Below are 19,704 nucleotides of genomic sequence, written 5' to 3'. Positions count from 1 at the left end.
CGCGCCCCAAGGCGCGGCTCTTTTTGTTTGCGCCGTTGCACTGCATACCTCGAAGCGCGTTAGATTGGCAGATAAGCCAAAGGCGCAACGATGACCGACACCAGACCCGACCCGGCAACGCAGGCCTCGCCATTCTCCTGTTTTCTCGGCCCGGCCGGGTCCCGGTCGCGCCGCCGCCCCGCGATCGAAGCGCTGCACCGTACTCCTGAGACCGTGTGCATGCCGCCCTTGATTGAAGAGGCGCGTGTTGATCCTGAGCTGTCGCGGCAGATCCGCGAACTGAGCATCAGCCTTGCATCGCGGGTCCGCCACAGGCACGCGCGCTCACGTGTCGGTGGCGTCGATGGATTGATGCGTGAGTACGATCTGACGAGCGAAGAAGGCGTGGCACTGATGTGCCTTGCCGAAGCGCTGTTGCGCACCCCCGATGACGGGACGCGCGATGCTTTGATCAGGGACAAGATCGCTCCGGGCCATTGGCGTCAGCACGTCGGCCGGGATCGCTCGCTGTTCGTCAACGCTGCGACGTGGGGGCTGGCTCTGACCGGCCGGCTCGTCACACCCGTCAACGACCGCGGCCTGGGGCGCGCGCTCAGCCGCTTGCTGGCTCGATCGGGAGAGCCGGTGATCCGAGCCGGCGTCGATTATGCCATGCGCATGATGGGCGAGCAGTTTGTCGCCGGAAAGACGATCGCCGAAGCGCTTGAAAAAGCCGGCCAGCGTGAAGCGCGCGGCTACAGATATTCCTATGACATGCTCGGTGAAGCTGCGATGACCGCAGCCGATGCCGAACGATATCTCGAAGACTATCGACGCGCCATTCGCGCGGTGGGCGAGAACGCCAGCGCCTCCGAGCTTTATGAGCGTCCCGGTATCTCCATCAAGCTTTCGGCGCTTCATCCCCGGTATGAGCGTGCGCAGATCGATCGGGTTCGGCGCGAGCTTTTCCCGAGGCTGGCCGATCTGGCGGTGCTGGCGCGACGGCACGCCGTGGGGTTGAACATCGACGCCGAGGAATCCGAGCGCCTCGATCTTTCTCTCGAAGCGCTGGAGATGCTGTGTTCGCTACCCCAGCTCGAGGGCTGGCACGGTATTGGCTTTGTTGCCCAGGCATACTCGCGCCGTTGCCCTGCTGTGATCGATCACCTCATTGATCTTGCCCGACAGAGCGGGCATCGCCTGATGGTGAGGCTGGTCAAGGGCGCCTATTGGGACAGCGAGATCAAGGCTGCGCAGGTCGCGGGACTCGAGGATTATCCGGTCTACACCCGCAAGGTTCATACCGACGTGGCCTATATCGCCTGCGCCCGGCGACTGCTGAAGGCGGGCAGGGCGGTTTATCCGCAATTCGCCACCCATAACGCGCAAACGCTGGCTACTATAATGGTGCTGGCAGGCCCGGACTTCACCCCAGGTGATTATGAATTCCAATGCCTCTACGGAATGGGCGAAGCCCTTTATGACGAGGTGCTGACACAGTTTCAGGCGCCGTGCCGGATCTACGCGCCGGTCGGCAGCCACGAGACCCTATTGGCCTATCTGGTGCGGCGCCTGCTCGAAAATGGCGCCAATTCCAGCTTCGTCAATCGCATCGCTGACCCGAACATCCCGTTGGAGGAACTCGCGGCAGACCCGGTCGAGATTGCCTCTGCCATTCACCCCCTCGGTGCGCCACATCCCCGTATTGTCGCGCCAGCCCGGATCCTTGGGGCAAGGGAGAACTCAAAGGGTCTCGACCTTGCGTCAGAGCCAGTGCTCGAAACACTGTCGCAAAACCTCGCATCGGCGGCTTTAGGACAGTATCGCGCGCGACCGCCCATCGAAATCGCGGCGCCGCCCAGAATGATCGTCAACCCTGCCAATCCCGCAGATATTATCGGCCCGGTACAAGAGGCCGCGCCAGAGTCTGCGGAGCAAGCGATTGAACGGGCGCGGCGCGCTGGCGAGGCGTGGGCCCACCTTCCCGTGTCACAGCGCGCCGATTGTCTTAGACGAGCGGCCGACCTCATGCAGGAGCGTCTCGATCGCTTTGCAGGTCTCGCTATTCGCGAGGCAGGCAAGACGATCGCCAACGCCGTCGCAGAGGTGCGCGAGGCGATCGATTTTCTCAGGTTCTATGCTGAGCGGGCGGAAGTCGACTGTCGCGAGCGAGCGCGCCCGCTCGGGGTGGTTTTAGCGATCAGTCCGTGGAACTTCCCTCTGGCGATCTTTACCGGCCAGATCGCTGCAGCCCTCGTTTCAGGCAACACGGTTGTTGCCAAACCGGCAGAGCAGACACCATTAATCGCCGCAGAGGCTGCCGCTCTTCTGCATGAAGCAGGAGTGCCGGAGGATGCCCTGCTGCCGGTGCCGGGGGACGGAGAGCTTGGCGCGGCGCTGGTCGCATGCGCAGGTATCGCCGGGGTTGTGTTCACCGGCTCTCTCGATGCTGCGCGCAGCATCCAAAAAACGCTTTCGAGCCGCCTCCTTGAAGATGGCCAGCCTGTGCCGCTGATCGCAGAAACAGGCGGGCAGAATGCCATGGTCGTCGATTCCTCGGCGCTCCCCGAGCAGGTGGTCGCAGATGTTCTGACCTCGGCCTTCGACAGCGCCGGCCAGCGGTGCTCGGCGCTGCGCGTATTGTGCCTGCAGCACGACATCGCCGATCAGGTGCTCGACATGCTCAAGGGCGCAATGGCCGAACTGCGCGTCGGCGATCCAGCCCAGTTCGCTACCGATATCGGGCCAATCATTAATGCCGATGCCTGTGCGGTGATTGCTGACTATGTGGAGGCTATGCGCGCCAAGGGACACGCGGTAACGCAAGCAGAGATGCCCATGGGGCTCACAGGCCATTTCATCGCCCCTGTGATCATTGAACTCGACAACATTGAAGATTTGGGCCCCGAAGTCTTCGGGCCGGTCCTGCACGTGGTGCGCTATGAAAGCGCCCGGCGCGCCGAGCTTGTCGATGCTATAAACGCTCTTGGCTACGGACTGACCTTTGGCATTCACAGCCGTATCGACACCACGATTGAAGAGGTGACCGCTGCAGGGTCTGCCGGGAATATCTACGTCAATCGCAACCAGGTGGGTGCAGTCGTCGGCGTTCAGCCCTTTGGCGGGCATGGTTTGTCGGGCACCGGGCCCAAGGCTGGCGGCGACTACTATGTGCGCCGGTTTCTGGCTGATCCACCGGACGTAGAAAATGACAACGATGCGCCATTGGCATTTGCCACTTTCCTCGATTGGCTAAGAGCTACCGGCCAGTTCGACACCGCCATGGACCTGGAGGCTCTGCCGCGCTCGGCGCCGGAGCATTTTGACAAGAACCTGCCGGGGCCAGTGGGAGAGCGCAATCGCTACTGCATAGTGCCGCGCGGCGCCGTTCTCGCAAGCGCGCGTAGCCGGGTGGCGCTTTATCGACAGATCGGCGCCATTCTTGTCACCGGGAATCGTGCGCTCGTTGCAGCGCCCGACGATGTCTGCGTGACGCTCGATGGGCTGCCTGAAGCCCTGGACGAACACATCGCGCGTTGTGACTTCTCGACAGCCTCGGGACGCGTCTCACACGTTCTGAGCGACGATCCTGCGCAGGACGCCCCGCGCATCGCCGAATGGCCAGGCCCGGTCGCAACGCTTGATGCTCCTATATCTGGGCGCTACCGTCTCGATTTGATGCTGCGGGAGGTTTCCGTCAGCACCAACACTGCGGCGGCCGGCGGCAATGCCCAGTTGATGGCGATGGCCTGACAGTACAGCAGAGGCCTAACCGGCCTTGCAGCTAGATAAATTCCGGCTTTCAAAAAACGCAAATATTGCGTTATGGTGTGAGTCATCGTTTCAGGAGGCTCAGCCCGCCATGTCCACTGCCGTCCGCCGGCCCAATCAAGCTGATATCGCGGCAGAGTTGGGCGTTTCGATCAGCACGGTCTCGCGTGCGCTGGCGAATGAGGCGGGCATCAGCGAATCTGTTCGCCTCGACGTGCAGCGTGTAGCGCGCGCTCTAGGCTATCGCAGCAAACACCTTGCCGCATCGGTCTCACTCGCGCGCCGCGCAGTGGCTTTGGTCCCCCTTGGCAGCGCCACCAGCGGCATATCCGGGTTTTACGTCGGCATTGTCGAAGGCATGCGAGCGGAGGCGGCGAACTCCGGAATGCACCTCGACGTCCGGCTGATCAATGAATCGATGATCACACTCGATTTCATCAAGCAGATGCTCGGACAATTGCAGGCTGATTCCATACTGCTCGCTGGCATAGACCCGTGGGACGATTTGACCGACTGGTGCAAAGAGGCGGGAATCAAGGTGATTCTCGTCAATGGCGTCGATCCGCTGATGCGGTTCAGTTCGGTGGCGCCCGCCAATTTCTACGGCGGCTATATGGCCACCAAGCGATTGATTGATGCCGGGCACAGACGCATCCTGCACTACACCCATGGTAAGCTTCGCCCCACGATCCTGCAGCGCAAGCGGGGCTTTGAGGCTGCAATCGCGGATAATCCCGATGTTGAAGGGATCATAGTCAACTCGGAGGATTACTCGACCTCGCAATTGCTGCACGAGATCGTGGCCGGCACGCACGGGGCCACAGCCCTGTTCAGCTGGAACGACATTGCGGCGATCGAGATGATCGAGGGTCTGCATGGCGAAGATCTCCGGCTGCCGCCAAATTTCTCTATCATCGGCTTCGATGACCTGCCGCTCGCCAGCATGACCTCGCCACGCCTCAGCACCATTCGCGTCGATCGAGAAGCGATGGGGCGTGCAGCAATCCGGCTGCTGCATGAATCGATGGATGAAGAGACTTCAGTGCGCCATCTACAGATCGGATTGTCGCTCGTCCCAGGCGGCACCGTTTATCAGGTTGGATAGCTAAAGTTAGTCTACATCAATGGTTTAGTTGAAAAACTGGCGGTCGCGTCGGGTTGCTGTCCCACGCTCTTCCGAGTCAGCGAAGCAGGAGAATCCGCCAAATTGCGCAAAAAACGCAAATATTTACAATGAGGTTGACCCAGCGCAAATTTGCGGTACGTTGCGAGGGCAATTGGACGAGACCTAGCGTCTAAGGGAGGAACAAGTATGCCCAACCACACTCTTCAGGCGGATCGGGCGGTCGTGCGCCCCGGCCTGATCCTGGCTGCGATGAGCGCGGCCTTTGCCATGTCCGTCGCGCCTGTCGCGGCACAGCAGCAAGCGCCAATGCTGGATTCAATGGTCGAGGATGGAAGCCTGCCGCCGGTCGAGGAGCGGCTGCCGGAAAATCCACTCGTCGTCGAGCCGGTCGATAGCATCGGCACTTATGGCGGCACATGGCGCTCGGCGCTTCGCGGCACCGGTGATACCGGCTGGATCTCGCGTACACTGAACTATGACGGACTTGTTCGCTACAATCGCGAGTGGAACGAGATTATCCCAAACCTGGCCGAATCCTGGGAAGCCAACGAGGACGGCACGGAATACACCTTCACCCTGCGCGAGGGCTTGAAGTGGTCAGACGGCACGCCGTTCACCAGCGAAGACGTCGCCTTTGCCGTCGAGCTCGTACAGCACCCGGATTATCCGGTTGGCGGCACCTTCATGACCGATCCGAACAACCCCATGTCGGCCGAAGTCGTGGACGAAACCACGTTCAAGTTCATCTTCGAGAGGCCAAAAGGGCTGCTGCTCGATGAGCTCGCCAGCGTCAACGGTATCACCGTCGTTTCGCTGCAAAAGGCCTATTGCGGTCAGTTTTTCCCCGGTGTGAACGAGAACGCCGATCAACTGGCGCAGGATGAAGGCTACGACAACTGGGCCTTCATGATGGAGGACAAGTGCGCCTGGGGTCAGGAAATCGAGCGCTGGGCCAATCCCGACCTGCCGTTCATGAACGCCTGGGTCATTAGCGAGCCCTGGACTGCCAATGCCAGCCAGGTCGTCTTCGAGCGCAATCCCTACTACTGGAAGGTCGATCCTGAAGGCAATCAGTTGCCCTATATCGATCGTCTGACAATGCGCGTCAGCGAAAGCACCGAAGAAATCACGTTGATGGCGCTTAACGGCGAGATCGATTTCAGCGACCGCCACATCACCACCGTCGCCAACCAGCCGATTTTCTTTGACGGTCAGGAGCAAGGTGACTACCGGCTCGGCAGGGAAGTTTATGCGTTCTCCAACACCACGGTGTTGCAGCTGAACTTCAACCACCCTGACGAAGCGATGCGCGAACTGATCCACAATAAGGATTTCCGCATCGGCCTGTCGCACGGCATCAACCGCCAGGAAATCATCGACGCGGTTTATACCAGCCAGGGTGAGCCCTTCCAGGTCGCCCCCCGTCCCGAGTCGCAGTTCTACGACGAGGAAATGGCGAAGCAGTACACCGAGTACGATCCGGAACTGGCAATCGAGCATCTCGAAGCAGCCGGCCTCACGGAAACCAATAGCCAGGGTATCCGGCTGATGGAAAACGGTGAACCGCTGACTCTGACCATTGATGTCATTTCGGCTTTGCGTCCGGAGTGGATCGATGTCCTCGAACTCGTCCAGCTTCAGCTCGAAGAAATCGGCGTCGATGTCGAGATCAATAATATCGACCGGACCTTGTTCTACGATAAGCGCCCGAGCGGCGATTACGACGCGCAGATCTGGCAGGGCGATGGCGGTCTCGATGTCATTCAGGAACCGCGCTATTACTTCCCGGCTAACGGCGAGTCCGCATGGGCCTTCCAATGGCAGGCCTGGTATAACGGCACAGATCCCGAGATCGCGTCCGAACCGGTCGATTGGGCAAAGCGGCAGATGGAGCTTTACGATGAGCTGAAGGCCAGCCCTGAAGCCGAGGATCGTAACGCCCTGATGGAAGAAATCCTGGCGATCGCCAAGGAAGAGTTCCCGCTCATCGGCATCGGCCTGTTCCCGGATGGCTACTACATTGCCAAGAACAACCTGCGCAATGTGCCGGATCAGATGAGCCAGGCATGGCTCTTCCCGACCCCGGCGCCATACGATCCGTTCCAGTGGTACTACGCCGACGCCGGCCAGTAATCCACTGAACTAACGACCAGCTTCCGCGGCCACGCCGCGGAAGCGTCTCCCACAGGTTCCGGAGTTGGCTGCTATGCTCGGCTTTCTTGTCCGGCGGCTCATCGCGATGGTGCTGACCATCTGGGCCGTCTCCTTTGTCGCCTTCGCAATCATCCAGCTGCCACCGGGCGATTATCTGACCAGCTACGTGGCTCAGCTGAGCGCTGCCGGCGATCGTATCGATCCGCAAACGATCGAGGCGCTGCGCGAGCGCTATGGCCTCGGCGATCCCTTCATTGTCCAGTACTTCAAATGGATCAGCGGCATCGTGCAAGGGGATTTCGGCGACAGCTTCGAATGGAGCGCGCCTGTCTCGGAGCTCATCTGGGGCCGTATGGGCAATTCCGTACTTCTCGAAGGCCTCGCCGTCTTGGTGATGTGGCTCGTCGCCCTGCCGATCGGCATCTATGCCGCTGTGCGCAAGTACTCTCTCGGCGACTATCTCGCGACCGTCGGTGGGTTCATCGGCCTTGCGATCCCGAATTTCCTGTTCGCTCTGGTGCTGATGTATCTTTGGTACGTCTATTTCGGCCAGACGCTTGGCGGCCTGTATTCGCCCGAGATGGCAAACAGCCCCTGGAGCATTGCAAAGCTTCTCGATTTCCTTTCCCGGGCCTGGGCACCAATCCTGGTTCTGGCCACGGCCGGTACGGCGCAACTCATCCGCGTCATGCGCGCCAATCTTCTGGACGAACTGAGCAAGCCCTACGTTGTCACTGCGCGCTCGAAAGGGCTGCCGGAATGGCGCGTGGTGCTGAAATACCCGGTGCGCGTCGCCCTCAATCCGCTGGTCTCGACCATTGGCTGGCTGCTGCCCACCCTCGTGTCCAGCTCTGTCGTGGTCTCGGCGGTGATGAACTTGCCAACGGCCGGCCCATTGCTGCTGCGCTCTCTGACAACACAGGACATGTATCTTGCGGGCGCCATCATCCTTCTGCTCGGCATTCTGACAATCCTCGGAACGTTGATTTCTGACCTGATCCTTGCCTGGATCGATCCGCGCATCCGCCACGGAGGGATGTGATCATGGCGACCACTGATACCCAGAATCTGACCAAACCGGTCGCCCAGCCGAAGACCAGCAAGCCTACGCTTTCCGGGCGCGAATCCCAGTTCGCGATGACTTGGCGCCGCTTCAAGCAGCACCAGCTCGCTCTTGTGAGCCTGTGGATCGTTGTCGCGTTCTACCTGGTGGCCCTGCTCGCAGAGTTCTTCGCGCCGTTCGATCCGGGCGACTATAACCCGCGCTACACCTACGCGCCGCCGCAGGGCATTGAATTTGTCTTCGTCGAAGAGGACGGCAGCTGGACCTGGGGGCCATACGTCAACGGCTACGGGACGGAAATCGACCCTGAGGCGATGCGGCGCATCTTCACCATCGATGAGGAGGTGCGGCACCCGCTCGGCTTCTTCGTTGAATCCGAACCCTACATGCTGCTCGGCATCATTCCGATGAGCCACAAGCTGTTCGGCACCATCGAGCCGCGTGCACCCCTTTACGTCATCGGCGCAGATCGGCTTGGCCGCGACCAGCTCAGCCGCTTGATCCACGGTACGCGTATCTCGCTGTCCATCGGCCTCGTCGGCGTTGTGCTCAGCCTTATCTTCGGCGTCATCATTGGCGGGTTCTCCGGCTATTACGGCGGATGGTTCGACTCGGCCGTGCAGCGAACCATCGAGTTCATTCGCTCACTGCCCACCATTCCGTTGTGGCTCGGCCTGGCGGCAGCGCTGCCGCAGAACTGGTCGGCGCTTCAGAACTACTTCGCCATTACCGTGATCCTCTCGCTTCTCGGCTGGACCGAGCTGGCCCGTGTGGTGCGCGGTCGCTTCCTTGCCCTTAGAACTGAAGACTTCGTCACTGCCGCGCAGCTTGATGGTGCCTCGGATTATCGCGTGATTGTCCGACACATGGTTCCGAGCTTCATGAGCCACATCATTGCGGCCACGACACTGGCCATTCCCGGCATGATCCTTGCGGAGACGGCGCTGTCGTTCCTCGGGCTCGGCCTTCAGGCGCCGATCGTGAGCTGGGGCACGCTGCTGCAGGAAGCACAGAACATCCGTACCCTCGCCAGCGCCCCGTGGCTTCTGGCACCCGGCGTGGTCGTCGTGGTGGCGATCCTTGCCATGAATTTTCTAGGAGACGGCCTACGTGATGCCGCAGACCCCTATGGCAAATGACAAAACCCTGTTGCGGATGGAAGATGTCAGCATCGTCTTCTCATCCCCCGACGAGGCCGACATCGAGGCGGTTCGCCAGGTCGACTTCACCCTGACGCGCGGCAAAACGCTGGCGCTTGTGGGGGAGAGCGGCTGCGGCAAGTCCGTTACCGCTCGTACCATCCTGCGGCTCTTGGACAAGAACGCGCGCATTCCCTCGGGCCGGATCCTGTTTTCGCCCGGTGATGGCGAGACGACCGACATCGCGACGTTGAACCCGGACAGCACCGCCATGCGCTCGATCCGCGGCAACAAGATCTCGATGATCTTTCAAGAGCCGATGAGCTCCCTCTCGCCGGTCCACACCATCGGCGCGCAGATCGATGAGATGATCCTGCTGCACGAGAATCTCGACAAGAAAGGCGCGCGCGCCCGCACGATCGAGCTGCTCGAGCAGGTCGGAATTCCCGGCGCACGCCAGCGTGCCGATGCTTATCCGTTCCAGCTTTCGGGCGGCCTTCGCCAGCGCGCAATGATCGCCATGGCACTGGCCTGCAAGCCGGATCTCTTGATCGCCGATGAGCCGACGACTGCGCTGGACGTCACCACCCAGGCGCAGATTCTCGACCTGTTGCGCTCGCTTCGCGATGAGTTCGGCATGGCGATGCTGTTCATCACCCATGATCTGGGCGTGGTGGCCGAGATCGCCGACGAAGTGGCGGTAATGTATCTCGGTGACGTTGTGGAGCAGGGGGACGTCTTCGATGTCTTCAAGTCGCCGCAGCACCCCTATACCCGTGCTCTGATGAGCTCCATTCCGCGCATGACCCGGCGCGCCGATCGCCAACGGCTCAATCCAATTCAGGGTACGGTGCCGTCGCCGAAGAACCGGCCCAGCGGGTGCGCGTTCACCACCCGTTGCCCGCACGCCTTCGAGCCGTGTGCGGCGGTGCGTCCGGAGCCGACCGGTACGAGCGAGAACCATTGGGCGCGTTGTCATCTTCTGACCGATCCGCAAGCGCCGCGTGTCGATGGCCTCATTCAGCCCAAGGTCGAAGGCGGCTCTGATGCCTACCAGGGAGATCGCACATGACCGCCTTGCTCGAAGTCGAGAACCTCACGAAGACCTTCAGCATGCGCTCCGGCATGTTTGGCGATACGATCACGCTTGATGCGCTGGTGGACATCAATCTCAAGGTCGAGAAGGGCGAGACACTCGCCATCGTCGGCGAAAGCGGCTGCGGCAAAACCACGCTGGGCCGTTGCATCGCGCGGGCTCTCGACCCGACAAGCGGTAGCGTGAGCTATACGCCGGAGCCAGGCAAGACCATCGAACTGTCGAGCCTCTCAAAGCGTGAGCTGAAGCCGTGGCGGCAGGATATCCGCATGATCTTTCAGGATCCGATGTCCTCGCTCAATCCCTATATGCGCGTCTTCGATCTCGTTGCCGAGCCGTTGCGCATCCACAAGCTTGCACGCGGTGCCGAATTGGAACAGCGCGTCGTTTCCGCGCTCGATAAGGTCGGCATCCCGCGCGACGCGCTGCAGCGGTTTCCGCACGCTTTTTCCGGCGGGCAGCGCCAGCGTATCGGCATCGCCCGGGCGCTCGTGCTCGACCCGAAGCTGGTGATTGCCGACGAGGCCGTCTCGGCGCTCGACGTATCCATCCAGGCCCAGATCCTGAACCTTTTGGAGGACCTCAAGACCGATTTCGGCCTGACTTATCTGTTCATCAGCCACGACCTCGGCGTGGTGAACTACATCGCCGACCGTGTGGCGGTGATGTATCTCGGCCATGTCGTCGAAACCGCGCCGACGGAAGCACTGTTCGAGCGGCCGCGCCATCCCTACACGGAAGTGTTGCTCGAAGCTTTGCCCATCGCTGATCCGACAAGACGCGCTCAGCGCCACGAGGCGGTGAAAGGCGAAATTCCCTTCCTCGGCAACCGGCCGAAAGGCTGCCCCTTCCATACGCGCTGCCGCTTCGCTGAAGACAAGTGCCGCGCCGAAAAACCGGAACTGCGGCCAATCAACGGCGGGCCCACCTATGCGGCCTGCCATTTCGCGGAAACGATCGAGCTCAAGGGTGCTTACGACGACGCACCCGCAACTGGAACCTATGCCTGAATGACTTACGATCCCACCAGCGCCAATCCGCTTGCCGGCAACCCGCTCAAGACACGGGCCGACGTCGAAAAGGCGTTACACGACCTGTTCAATCCGCTTCTGCCATATTTTTCTGAGGGCAATGCTCGCGTTCGTCTCAGCGGTACAGCAGCGCACTTTGATCGCATTGCTGCAGATGTTGAAGGCTTTGCCCGCCCGCTCTGGGGCCTGACACCGCTCGGCGCCGGTGGTGGCAGCTTTGATCACTGGGACAAGTACCGCGAGGGCCTCGCCAACGGCATGGACCCGGATCACCCCGAATATTGGGGCGAGGTCCGGCACACCGACCAACGCATGGTCGAAATGGCTGCCATCGGGTTCACACTCAAGATGCTGCCGCAGCATGTATGGGAGCCGCAATCGGATCGCGCCAAAGCCAATATCGCCCGCTATCTCACCGATCTGCGCCAGTACGATTATGCGCCAAACAACTGGAAGTTCTTCCGTATCCTCGTCGATCTTGGGCTCGAGGAATGCGGCGTCGACTTCGATCGCTCGCTGACCGAGAAGTATCTGGAAGAACTCGACGGGTTCTATCTCGGCGATGGCTGGTACCGCGACGGTAATGTGCGCCGGATCGATCATTACATCCCCTTCGCCATGCACTTTTACGGGCTGATCTACGCCAAGCTTGCCAAGCCCGGCGACAAGCGTGCCGAGGCATATCGTGAACGCGCCCGCGAGTTCGCCAAGGACATTCGTCACTGGTTCGACGAGGATGGTGGTACGCTCGCATTCGGACGCAGCCTGACGTACCGTTTTGCCTGCGGCGGCATCTGGGGCGCCCTGGCCTTCGCCGATATCGACGTCCTCCCGTGGGGCGAGATCAAAGGGCAGTTCATGCGTCATCTGCGCTGGTGGTCCAACTTGCCGATTGCCGATCGCGATGGCGTCCTGTCGGTCGGTTACGGGTATCCGAACCTGTTGATGTCCGAAAACTATAACTCCGCCGGCTCACCGTACTGGGCCCTCAAGGCGTTTCTCCCGCTCGCTCTGCCCGAGGACCATCCCTTCTGGCAGGCGGAAGAAACTCCTGCGGAACGTCCCAGCGGCGCTGTTGCCCTCAAGCATCCCGGCATGGTGATGCAGCACACCAAGGGCAATGTGGTGGCGCTGTCTTCGGGACAGCAGAACTACCAGATGCGCCACGGCGCGGAAAAATACGCCAAGTTCGTGTATTCCTCGCGCTATGGCTTCTCCGTTGAATCCGATGAGCGCGCCTATCGCGCCGGTGCCTTCGACGGCATGCTCGGTCTCAGCGACGACGGTCGGCACTACCGCGTCCGTGAGAGCAACGAGACCGCTCTGATCGCTGGCGATAATCTTTATGCAAAGTGGAAGCCGTGGGCAGATGTGACTGTCGAGACATGGCTGATCCCGGCTGGCGATTGGCACATTCGCGTCCACCGTATCGATACCCCACGCCCGCTGCACGGCACCGAAGGCGGTTTTGCCATCCTGCGCGCCGATCTCAATGCTGATCGCTGCGAGGAAGGGGAGGGCGTTGCTGAAGCCCATGGCGAAACTGATGTCAGCCGCATTCGCGATCTGGCCGGCAAGCGTAAGGGACGCGCCCAGCGCACGCTGCCCAACACCAATCTGATCGTCAGCAAGGCCATCGTTCCGCAACTGACCGGTGAGATCGAACCGGGCACCACCGTTCTGATGACCGCCGCCACTGCCGTGCCCGCCGGTGCAGACCTCGCAGATCCACCGCAGGCGCCCGATCTCGCCGCGCTCGAAGAAAAGTTCGCTCGCGACGGAATATCGGTAAGTGCCATCGAGGTAGCGGAGAGGTTCTGATGCGACCGCGCGTGAGTTTCGCCATGCAAGCGAGCAAGACCAGGCACGTCTTTGACGACGCGGCGCTCGCTCGTCTCGACGCATGTTGCGAGGTTCTCTCGCGCGTGCCGATCGAGGACTTCGAGGCACCTGAAGCCCGTGAGCAACTGGCAAAGACCGATGTTCTGGTGACTGGCTGGGGGTGCGGCTATATCGGGTCGGACGTTCTCCGGATGGCGCCCGGCCTCAAGCTGATCGCCCACGCGGCGGGAACCGTCAAATATATGGTCGACCCGGCAGTCTACGACGCCGGGGTAAGCGTCTGCCACGCGGCCGAGGCCAATGCCGTGCCTGTGGCGGAATACACGCTGGCTGCGATCATTTTTGCCAACAAGCGCGTCTTCGAGCTTCGCGATTGCTACCAGGCGGACCATAGCCGCAAGAGCAGCTGGAAGCTCATGGACGAGCCGATCGGTAATTATCGGCGCACGGTCGGCCTCATCGGTGCCTCCCGCATCGGTCGGCGCGTCGCCAGCATGCTGGAACTACTCGATGTCGATGTGCTGCTGGCCGACCCGTTCGTGACGCAGGACGATCCCGTCACCAAACAGGCGCGGCTGGTCGATCTCGAGACGCTCCTGAAACAATCGGACATCGTCTCGCTTCACGCGCCGGCATTGCCGTCGACGCATCACATGCTGAGTCGCCGCCAGTTCCGCCTGATGCGGGACGGCGCGACCTTCATCAACACCGCGCGCGGCATGCTGGTCGATGAGGATGCGCTGCTGGATGAACTTGAGAGCGGCCGTATCCACGCCATCATCGATGTCACGCACCCTGAAATTCCGGACGACGACTCCCGGTTTTACACCCTTCCGAATGTGTTCCTGACGCCGCATGTCGCTGGTGCTGCCGGCACCGAAAGGCTACGCCTTGGGGAAATGGCCGTTGCCGAAGTCGAGCGCTTTGCCAAAGGCCAGCCGCTGGAATACGCCATTGAACCCGAACTTCTGGAGCGTCTGGCATGAGTTCTGCCGTCTCTCACCGTATTGACGCCGACGCCCAAATGACTGACGAGGATGAGCGCTTCTGGCAGCATCGGCTTCAGTATCTCACATGGGAGCGCCAGCAGTCCGATATTGAGGATCCTGCGCATCTTGCGCGTCGGGCCGAGCTTGAGCGACGTGCCGGTGCGACATTCGCCAAAAGCGCCTATGTCGCGGCGGATGCAGCGGTCTTCACCGATAATCTGGTCCTCGGTGAGAACAGTTGGATCGCCGGCCATGCTCTGGTGCGCGGCGATGTCGAATTCGGTGCGCACTGCACGGTCAATTCCTTCGCCTGCATTTCTGGCAAGGTAAGGTGCGGCGATGGTGTCCGCATTGCTTCGCACGTCACCATTGTCGGCTTCAATCACGGCTTTGAAGACAAGAACGTGCCGATCTACACCCAGGCGCATGACAGCCAGGGCATTACTATCAAAGGCGATGCCTGGATCGGCGCTAATGCTGTGATCCTCGATGGCGTGACTATCGGGCACGGCGTTGTGGTCGCGGCCGGTGCTGTCGTCAGCCGTGACGTTCCGGACAATGCCATCGTTGCCGGCGTGCCCGCCAAGGTGGTGCGCCTGCGCGGTCAGCAGTCCGCGCAGACACAATCGGTCAGCAATCCGGAGGCGGCGCTCGGGTCGCTGGACAAGAAGGCTGCAAGCCAGTGGCGCGATGTTCTTAAGCGCAACTTCAATGGAGAACGCTACGTCTCGCGCGAGGGCGATGGGACCGAGCGCGACAGTATCAGGCATCTGTGTGATGCCGTTGAGATTGCCGCATCCTTCGACGCGCGCCCCGAAGAAGTTTCGGAAACTGAGGCGCTGGCACGTCTTGAAGCCGTGCAGGACCCGGAAACCGGTCTGTTTCCCGATCCCTTCAGGACGCCCGATCCGAACCGTCCGCTGCGCGATGACGGTCTGGCGCTCTACAACATCCTCGCTGTTGGCTATGCGCTCGAAGTGCTCGGCAGCCGTCCGCAGCACAAGATCACCGCAGTCGAGCTTTCGGCGCCGGATCTTTACGAATGGTTGGAATCCCTGCCTTGGCGCGAGCGCGCCTGGGGCGCTGGAGCGGCGATCGATGCCATCGGCACCGGGCTTTATTTCAACGCACGCTACTTTGAAACCGGTCGCACGCGTGAGGCTCTGTTCGGTTGGCTCGCACTCAACGTAGACCGCAGCATGGGCGTATGGGGCTCTCCGACTGCCGCTGAAGGGCTTGTTCAGCCGGTCAACGGCTTTTATCGGCTGACCCGTGGAACCTATGCCCAGTTCGGCCTTCCGGTGCCGCGCGCCGAGGCCGCAATCGACACCGTTCTCAAGAACTATCGCGATTATGCCGGCTTTTCAGGGCGCACCTACACCGCCTGTAATCTGCTCGACACCATCCATCCGCTGATGCTGTGCCTTGATCAGACCGATCATCGTCGGGCCGAAGCGGAAGCCATCGCTGCGGACATCATCCTCCGGGCCCCCGAGCGCTGGATAGACGGGGAGGGCTTTGCATTCGCTGATGGTCAGCCGGCCAGCCTGCAGGGCACAGAAATGTGGCTCTCCGTCATCCATCTTGCGGCAAAAGTGCTCGGTATCGAGGATGGGTTTTCGTTCGTGCCCAAGGGCGTTCATCGCACGAAGGCTGTGGGCCTCGGCCTATAGCAAGCGCCCGAAAGAAGGAGAACTGCATGAGCAGCCAGCGCAAGGCACTCGTCGTTTATGGCGGCATGGAGCTTCACACGCCTCAACGGGGCGCGGAAACCGTCAAGGCGATCCTAGAGCCGCATGGCTTTGAGGTGACGGTTACCGATGATTATCAGGCGCTCGGCGCCGAAGATGTCGGCAAATACGCACTCGTGGTCCCGGTCATCACCGATGGCGAACTCGAACGCGACAAGATGATGAATCTCGTCAATGCTGTGCAGGCCGGAACCGGTCTTGCCGGCTACCATATGGGGCTTGCGACGAGCTTCCGGGCGAGCGTGCCGTTCCGCTACGCTGCGAGTTGCTACTGGGTCTCGCATCCGGGCAATATCATCACCTATCGCGTTGACGTCACCCGCCCCGACCACCCGATCATGGCCGGTATCGAAAGCTTCGATTACACCTCGGAACAATACTATCTGAACTATGATCCGGCGGTCGAAGTGCTGGCTACCACGACGTTTTCGGGCGAGCATCATCCCTGGCGGACGAACGTGGTGATGCCAGTGGTCTTCACCACCAATCATGGTGAGGGTCGCGTTTTCTACTCCTCCCTTGGTCACACTGCCGATGAACTCGACATCCCGCAGGTGCGCACCATCCTGGAGCGTGGCTTGTTGTGGGCTGCGCGCGATCACTAGTCGGGGACGGATCGGCTCCACAGCTTGCACCGAACGACCTTGCGTGATTCAAGCGGGATACTCTCACCCGCAAAGAGTCGTTGAGCCCATTGCTGTCTGCCCCCGATCTTTTCGTTGAACGCTGGCGCGAGCCGCTGGATGTCTTGTCCAGCGTTTTCGGGCACACCGGCTTTCGCGGGCAGCAGGAAGAGGTGGTCCGCCATCTGACAGAGGGTGGCGATGCGGTGGTGCTGTTCCCGACGGGTGCCGGCAAGTCGATCTGTTATCAGATCCCCGCAATCTGCAGACCAGGCGTCGGCATTGTCGTCTCGCCGCTGATTGCGCTGATGCGCGACCAGGTCGAGGCGCTGCGCCAGGCAGGTGTCAACGCCGCAGCACTCAACTCCTCGCTGTCTCCAGACGAAGCGCGCGAGGTTCGCCGGGCACTGCTAACGGGCGAACTCGATCTGCTCTATGTCGCGCCGGAACGGCTGACAACGCCGAGCTTTTCCGATTTGCTGCGCGGCGTCGATATCGCGCTGTTCGCCATTGATGAGGCGCACTGCGTCAGCCAATGGGGCCATGATTTCCGGCCGGAATATCGCGATCTGGCGCGGATTACCGAACTGTTCCCCGGCGTTCCGCGTGTCGCACTGACCGCCACGGCCGATCCGACGACGCGGCTCGATATCATCGAACGGCTTCAACTCGGCGAGGCGCGCGTCTTCGAGACCAGCTTCGACCGTCCGAACATCAGTTATGCCATTGTCGAGCGCGATAACCCGCGCAAGCAATTGCTGAGCTTTCTCGACCGGCACCGCAATGAATCGGGGATCGTGTATTGCCTCAGCCGCGCCAAGGTCGAGGACATTGCCGATTGGCTGAACGGGCAGGGGATACAAGCGCTACCGTACCATGCTGGCCTACCGAGCGAACAACGCTCCGCCAATCAGGATGCCTTTCTCAAGGAGGAGAGCATCTGCATCGTCGCAACCGTCGCCTTCGGTATGGGGATCGACAAACCCGATGTGCGCTATGTCGCACATCTCGATCTACCCTCGTCGATCGAGGCCTACTATCAGGAAACCGGGCGCGCCGGCCGCGATGGCCAGCCATCCGAAGCCTGGATGAGCTATGGCCTCGCCGATGTCGTCCAGCGCCGTCGAATGATCGAGGAGGGTGGGGCGCCCGACGAGATCAAACGCGTCGAACTGACAAAGCTCAACGCTCTTTTGGGTCTCTGCGAAACCGTCGAGTGCCGACGCAAATCCATCCTCGCCCACTTTGGCGAAGAGCATCCGGGCCGCTGCGGCAATTGCGATACCTGCCTGTCGCCCGTCGATACATGGGATGGCACCGACGCGGCGGTCAAGGCGATGTCGGCAGTCTATCGCACCGGCCAGAGGTTCGGTGCCGGGCATGTCATCGACGTGGTGACGGGGCGCGAGACCGAGAAGGTCACGCGCTTCGGCCACCAGCACCTCAAGGTCTTCGGCGTCGGTCGCGATATTGATCAGCGCACATGGCAGTCCGTGGTGCGCCAGCTGACGGCTGCCGGGTTCATGCGGACTGACCACTCAGCCCATGGCGCACTGGTGCTGGAAGAGACTGCAAGGCCTGTGTTCCGTGGCGAACGTCAGGTAACGTTGCGGCGCGATCGCCCGAAAAAGGCTGCCGACGTGCGCCGCTCGCTCGCCAACGCCGCCGTCCTGCCGCCTGCCGATCAGGCAATCTTCGATGCCCTGAAAGGCGTCCGCCTGCGGCTGGCGCGGGCGCAGGGCGTTCCGCCCTATGTGGTGTTTCACGACGCCACCTTGCGGGCGATGGCACAGCAGCGGCCGCTCAGCATTGCTGAGATGATGCACCTGCCCGGCGTCGGCAAGGCAAAGCTCGATCGCTACGGGCCGGATTTCCTGCGCGAAATCGAGCGAAATCAGGATATCTAGCGGCTCGGACCGCCCACAACACGCGCCAGCCTTTCGGCTGATCCCAGCGCCAGCGTGAATCCGAGCGAGCCGTGGCCGACATTGACCAACAGGTTCTCAAGCCTTGTTTGCCCGATAATCGGCTGTCCGGTGGGCGTCGCCGGGCGCAATCCGGCCCATAGTGTCGCGTCCTGCCAGCGCGCAGCATCAGGAAAATCCGCGCGCGCATCGGCGATCAGCTTGTCGGTGCGTCGCGTGTCAATATCGAGCCCTTCACCGACGACATCCGCTGCGCCCGCCAGCCGCAGCGTGCCGCCGAGACGGGCCAGAACGATCTTGCGGGCCGCGTCGGTCACGCTGATATCCGGCGCGGCAGACCGGTCGGAAATCGGCGCAGACAGGGAATATCCCTTGATCGGATAGATCGGCAGGTCAAGGCCCGCAGTTCGCCCTAATATCCGCGAGTAGGCACCCGCCGCCAGCACATAGAGATCCGCCTCGAAGCGGCCCTTGTCCGTATCGACGCACTCGACGACCTTGCTCTTGGTGACGATCCGGCGGACGCTGGTCTCATAGGCGAAGACTGGCGGGTTTGGGCTCTCGGCCATCAACCGCTCGAGTTCTCGACACAGCAGCAACGCGTCTCCGGTTTCGTCGTTCGGCGCAAAGATGCCCCCGACGAGGCGCTGCGAAATGCCGCCCAGCGCCGGTTCGAGCGCAAGCACCGCATCGCGCGACAGCGCCTGCTTGCTGACGCCCTGCGCCATTTGTTGTTCCGCCTGTCGGCTGGCAGCAGCAAGGCTTTTCTCGCTCGAATAGACGACGAGTTTACCCGATGCACGCCATGCGAACTGCGTCGAGTCCAGCAACCCGGAACTGTGCAGCACACTCCGGCTGCGCGAGGCCAGTTCACCCAGCCGTTCGATTGTTTCCTCCGCCTGCCGTTTCGTGCAGGCTGCGAGGAACTGCAGCAGCCATCGATACTGAAACGCCGAAAGCCCGGGGCGGAATTGCACAGGCGATTGGCTGTCGCTCAGGAATTTCGGCAGTTGCGCCCACACCGACGGGTCTGCCAGGGGTGCGACGTAGGAATAACTCAACTGCGCGCCATTGGCGAAACTCGTGCCTTGCCCGGCAGAGCCGGCCTTGTCGATGATCGTCACATGGTGCCCATCCCGCACCAGTTGCCACGCCGTCGAAAGCCCGATGATACCGGCTCCGATAATGACTATTCTCATGCCGCCCGCTCGAAGT

13 protein-coding genes are annotated in these 19,704 nt (G+C 61.4%); 12 read left to right on the top strand and 1 reads right to left on the bottom strand.

Translation table 11 applies throughout. The features are described from left to right. Window positions 1-90 precede the first annotated feature (90 nt). The 12 genes from putA to recQ all read left to right on the top strand — a co-directional run bounded on the left by putA (window position 91) and on the right by recQ (window position 18,471). Window positions 91-3,732, top strand: a complete 3,642-nt coding sequence (gene putA, locus IE127_RS15290) for a bifunctional proline dehydrogenase/L-glutamate gamma-semialdehyde dehydrogenase PutA (RefSeq protein ID WP_189426571.1) — start codon at window positions 91-93, stop codon at window positions 3,730-3,732. Window positions 3,733-3,841: 109 nt separating this feature from the next. After that, the gene (locus IE127_RS15285) at window positions 3,842-4,855 is read left to right on the top strand and encodes a LacI family DNA-binding transcriptional regulator (RefSeq protein WP_189426570.1); all 1,014 of its coding nucleotides are present in this window, start codon (window positions 3,842-3,844) and stop codon (window positions 4,853-4,855) included. 207 nt (window positions 4,856-5,062) lie between these two features. Next, window positions 5,063-7,009, top strand: a complete 1,947-nt coding sequence (locus IE127_RS15280) for an ABC transporter substrate-binding protein (protein ID WP_189426569.1) — start codon at window positions 5,063-5,065, stop codon at window positions 7,007-7,009. Window positions 7,010-7,082: 73 nt separating this feature from the next. Beyond that, window positions 7,083-8,072, top strand: coding sequence for an ABC transporter permease (locus IE127_RS15275; protein WP_189426568.1), 990 nt, complete (start codon window positions 7,083-7,085; stop codon window positions 8,070-8,072). Window positions 8,073-8,074: 2 nt separating this feature from the next. Beyond that, window positions 8,075-9,232: an ABC transporter permease gene (locus IE127_RS15270; RefSeq protein ID WP_189426567.1), complete on the top strand. Its 1,158-nt coding sequence runs from the start codon at window positions 8,075-8,077 to the stop codon at window positions 9,230-9,232. Then, on the top strand, window positions 9,222-10,304 hold the full coding sequence (locus IE127_RS15265) for an ABC transporter ATP-binding protein (RefSeq protein WP_189426566.1): 1,083 nt from the start codon (window positions 9,222-9,224) through the stop codon (window positions 10,302-10,304). Before IE127_RS15270 ends, IE127_RS15265 begins: the two co-directional genes overlap by 11 nt. Then, window positions 10,301-11,338, top strand: coding sequence for an ABC transporter ATP-binding protein (locus IE127_RS15260; RefSeq protein ID WP_189426565.1), 1,038 nt, complete (start codon window positions 10,301-10,303; stop codon window positions 11,336-11,338). Before IE127_RS15265 ends, IE127_RS15260 begins: the two co-directional genes overlap by 4 nt. After that, entirely contained in the window at window positions 11,339-13,180 is a 1,842-nt protein-coding gene (locus IE127_RS15255) for a DUF2264 domain-containing protein (RefSeq protein ID WP_189426564.1), read from the top strand. After that, complete coding sequence (locus tag IE127_RS15250) at window positions 13,177-14,187, top strand: hydroxyacid dehydrogenase (RefSeq protein ID WP_189426797.1); 1,011 nt, start codon at window positions 13,177-13,179, stop codon at window positions 14,185-14,187. The genes IE127_RS15255 and IE127_RS15250 overlap by 4 nt, the downstream gene beginning before the upstream one ends. Then, window positions 14,184-15,863: an acyltransferase gene (locus IE127_RS15245; RefSeq protein ID WP_373297327.1), complete on the top strand. Its 1,680-nt coding sequence runs from the start codon at window positions 14,184-14,186 to the stop codon at window positions 15,861-15,863. Before IE127_RS15250 ends, IE127_RS15245 begins: the two co-directional genes overlap by 4 nt. A 26-nt stretch (window positions 15,864-15,889) precedes the next feature. After that, window positions 15,890-16,546, top strand: a complete 657-nt coding sequence (locus IE127_RS15240) for a ThuA domain-containing protein (protein ID WP_189426563.1) — start codon at window positions 15,890-15,892, stop codon at window positions 16,544-16,546. 89 nt (window positions 16,547-16,635) lie between these two features. After that, a complete protein-coding gene (gene recQ, locus IE127_RS15235; RefSeq protein ID WP_244640218.1) occupies window positions 16,636-18,471 on the top strand; it encodes a DNA helicase RecQ in 1,836 nt (611 codons plus the stop codon). Here recQ and IE127_RS15230 read toward each other — a convergent pair. Further along, window positions 18,468-19,688, bottom strand: a complete 1,221-nt coding sequence (locus IE127_RS15230; RefSeq protein WP_189426561.1) for a D-amino acid dehydrogenase — start codon at window positions 19,686-19,688, stop codon at window positions 18,468-18,470. The genes recQ and IE127_RS15230 overlap by 4 nt on opposite strands. Window positions 19,689-19,704 lie beyond the last annotated feature (16 nt).

Origin of the sequence: Devosia pacifica (assembly GCF_014652635.1) — a bacterium.
Lineage (GTDB): Bacteria > Pseudomonadota > Alphaproteobacteria > Rhizobiales > Devosiaceae > Devosia > Devosia pacifica.
Note: the sequence above shows the minus strand (reverse complement) of the source record. Positions and strands in the feature narration are given on the sequence as shown.